Origin of the sequence: Rudaea sp., from assembly GCF_036383415.1 — a bacterium.
In the GTDB taxonomy this organism is placed as follows: Bacteria; Pseudomonadota; Gammaproteobacteria; order Xanthomonadales; family Rhodanobacteraceae; genus Rudaea.
In genome coordinates this window covers 1-3,207 of record NZ_DASVOK010000260.1, presented here as the reverse complement: position 1 = coordinate 3,207, position 3,207 = coordinate 1, and the positions used below count along the sequence as shown (strand labels likewise).

The 3,207-nt window shown below is 66.3% G+C and carries 2 protein-coding genes and 1 pseudogene; all 3 read left to right on the top strand.

The features are described from left to right. Nucleotides 1-934 (top strand): DUF1611 domain-containing protein (locus VF497_RS09715; RefSeq protein WP_330888114.1); only part of this gene is annotated, 934 nt, incomplete at its 5' end. Between the two features lie 97 nt (nucleotides 935-1,031). Then, on the top strand, nucleotides 1,032-3,023 hold the full coding sequence (locus VF497_RS09710; protein ID WP_330888111.1) for a serine hydrolase domain-containing protein: 1,992 nt from the start codon (nucleotides 1,032-1,034) through the stop codon (nucleotides 3,021-3,023). Next, nucleotides 3,023-3,207, top strand: a pseudogene (locus tag VF497_RS09705) (dipeptide epimerase); the annotation flags it as partial. The gene VF497_RS09710 and the pseudogene VF497_RS09705, both read left to right, overlap by 1 nt.

Below are 3,207 nucleotides of genomic sequence, written 5' to 3'. Positions count from 1 at the left end.
CGGTCTGCGCGACTGGGCCGGCGATCGCTGCATCGGCGAATGGTCGTGCGGGGCAACGGTGACGACGGGTTTGCCGTTCCTCACGCCGCGCGAGGCCTGCGCGCGCGGCGCGCGCGGGCTCGTGATCGGCGTGGCCAATGTCGGCGGCACGATCGTTGATACCTGGATCGCGCCGCTCGTCGAAGCGATCGAAGCCGGCCTCGATATCGTCAGCGGCATGCACACGCGCCTCGCCGACTCGGCGCAGCTCAAGGCCGCGGCGACGCGCCACGGTCGCCGCCTGATCGATGTGCGCACGCCGCCGCCGAACATTCCGATTGCGACGGGCCGCAAACGTTCGGGCAAGCGCCTGCTGACTGTCGGCACCGACTGCGCACTCGGAAAAAAATACACGGCACTGGCGCTCGCACGCGCGTTTGCCGAGCGCGGCGTCGACGCCGATTTCCGCGCGACCGGGCAAACCGGCATCCTCATCGCCGGCAGCGGCATGCCGATGGACGCAGTCGTGTCCGACTTCGAAGCCGGCGCCGCCGAGATCCTCAGCCCCGCCGCCGATGCGCGCCACTGGGACGTGATCGAAGGGCAAGGCTCGCTATTCCATCCGGCGTATGCCGCAGTGTCGCTCGGCCTGCTGCACGGCAGCCAGCCCGACGTGTTCGTCGTCTGCCACGAGCCGGGGCGCACGCACGTGCTCGGCAATCCGGGCTATGTGCTACCGACGATCGACGAAGTCATCGATCTGACCGTGCGCCTCGGCCAGCGCACGAATCCGGCAATCCGCTGCGGCGGAGTCAGCCTCAATACTTCGCGTTTCGACGCAGTCGCCGCACGCGAGCTGCTCGCGACGCAGACCGCGGCGCTCGGCCTGCCGGTGGCCGATCCGATGCGTGGCGGTGCCGAGTTTGCGCGACTCGTCGACGCCTGCCTCGGTTGAGCGCGCGAACATGACAAAGACATTTTCTCGCGAGGGACGACCGAGCTGGCGCGACAGCGCATTTCGGACGTCCTGCGCCCAGACAACGGGAGTGAAGATGAAAACGAACAAACTGATCGTGGCGGCCCTGCTCTCGCTGGCCGCGTTCGTGGCGGGCGCGCAGGCGCCGACGCCTGCAATGTCACCGGCGACACCGACTGAAATCGCGCCTGCCGCCGCATCGCCGGACGAACACGCACTGACCGCCGCCGATGTCGACGCCTGGCTAGACGGCTACATGCCGTATGCGCTCGCGACCGGCGACATCGCCGGCGCCGTCGTGGCCGTGATCAAGAACGGCGAGATCGTCAGCGAACGCGGCTTCGGCTACGCCGACGTCGCGACGAAGAAACCGATCGATCCGAAGCTCACTTTGTTCCGGCCTGGTTCGGTGTCGAAGCTGTTCACCTGGACCGCGGTGATGCAGCTCGTCGAGCAGGGCAAGATCGACCTCGACGCCGACGTCAACAAGTATCTACCCGGCGACTTCCAGATTCCGCCGCGCAACGGCAAGCCGATCACGATGCGCAATATCATGACGCACACGGCCGGCTTCGAAGAGCAGATCAAGAACATCATCACCGAGGATCCGGACAGCCCGGACTATGTCACGCTGCTCAAGCGCTGGACGCCAACGCGCGTGTTCGACGCGGGCACGACGCCGGCCTATTCGAACTACGCAACCTCGGTCGCCGGCTACATCATCGAACGCGTTTCCGGTGAATCGTTCTACGACTACATCGACAAGCACATCTTCGCGCCGCTCGACATGAGCCACTCGACATTCCGCCAGCCGCTGCCGAAGGATCTCGTGCCGCTGACGGCGACCGGCTACAAGACCGCGTCGGACGGCGCGAAGAAGTTCGAGATCGTCGGCCCCGCGCCGGCCGGCTCGCTGGCCTCGCCCGCGGAGGAGATGGCGCACTTCATGATCGCGCATCTGCAGAACGGCGAGTACAAGGGCAACCGCATCCTCAAGGAAGAGACGGCAAAGCTGATGCACGACAGCCCGCTGACGCTGCTGCCGCCGCTCAACCGCATGGAACTCGGCTTCTTCGAGACCAACATCAACGGCCGCGAGGTGATCGGCCATCTCGGCGACACCGACTATTTCCACACCTCGCTGCACCTGTTCCTCAAGGAGAACACCGGCTTCTACGTCTCGTTCAACAGCGCCGGCAAGGAAGGCGCAGCACATCGCCTGCGTCTCGCCCTGTTCGCCGATTTCGCCGACCGCTATTTCCCGGGCCCGCGCATCGCCACGCGCGTCGACGAGGCAACCGCGAAGCAGCACGCACAGATGATGGCTGGCAACTGGGTCGCGTCGCGCGGCGCATTCACGAACTTCTTCGCGCTGATCGGATTGATCGGACAATCCAAAGTCGGCGTCGACGAGAAGGGCAGCCTGTTGATTGCCGATGCGAAGGGACTCGACGGCAAGCCGGTCAAATGGGTTGAAGTCTCGCCATTCGTCTGGCAGGACGCGAACGGCCACGACCTGCTCGCCGCGAAGGTCGTCGACGGCCAGGTCGCGCGCTGGAGCTACGGCCTCGCCGGGCCGTTCGAAGTGTTCCTGCGCGCCGACGGCACGCACAACGGCGCGTGGCTGACGCCGGCGCTGGTCGCAGGCCTCGTCGCCCTGCTCCTGACCGTACTGCTCTGGCCGGTCGCCGCAGTCGTGCGCCGCAAATATCGCGCGCACCTCGACCTCAGTCCCGCGGCGCTGAGCGCCTACCGCGCGGGCAAGATCGGCGCGCTGCTGATGCTGCTCGCGTTCGGCGCGTGGATCGCAACGATCGTCACGATGTTCTCCGATCTCAACAACACGAGCGCGAAGTTCGATCCTGTGCTGCGCTTCGACCAGGTCTTCGGCTTCATCGCCTTCCTCGGCGGCTTCGTGCTGGTCCTGTGGAACCTGTGGACGGTGTGGAGCGGCGGCGGCCGGCGCTGGCCGGCGAAGCTGTGGAGCGTCGTGCTCGCGCTGTCGGCGTTCGTCGTACTCTGGGTCGCGTTCGCCTTCCACCTGATCGGATGGGGAGTGAACTACTGATGCCAGCGCTGTCGCTCACGGTGTCGGTCGAGAAACTCCGCTTCGCCGAACCATTCCGCATATCCGGCTACGTGTTCGAGGCGCAGGATGCCGTCGTCGTCACGCTCGACGACGGCGCGCATCGCGGCCGCGGCGAGGCTTCCGGCGTCTACTACCTCGGCGACGACGCGGCGAAGATGGTGGC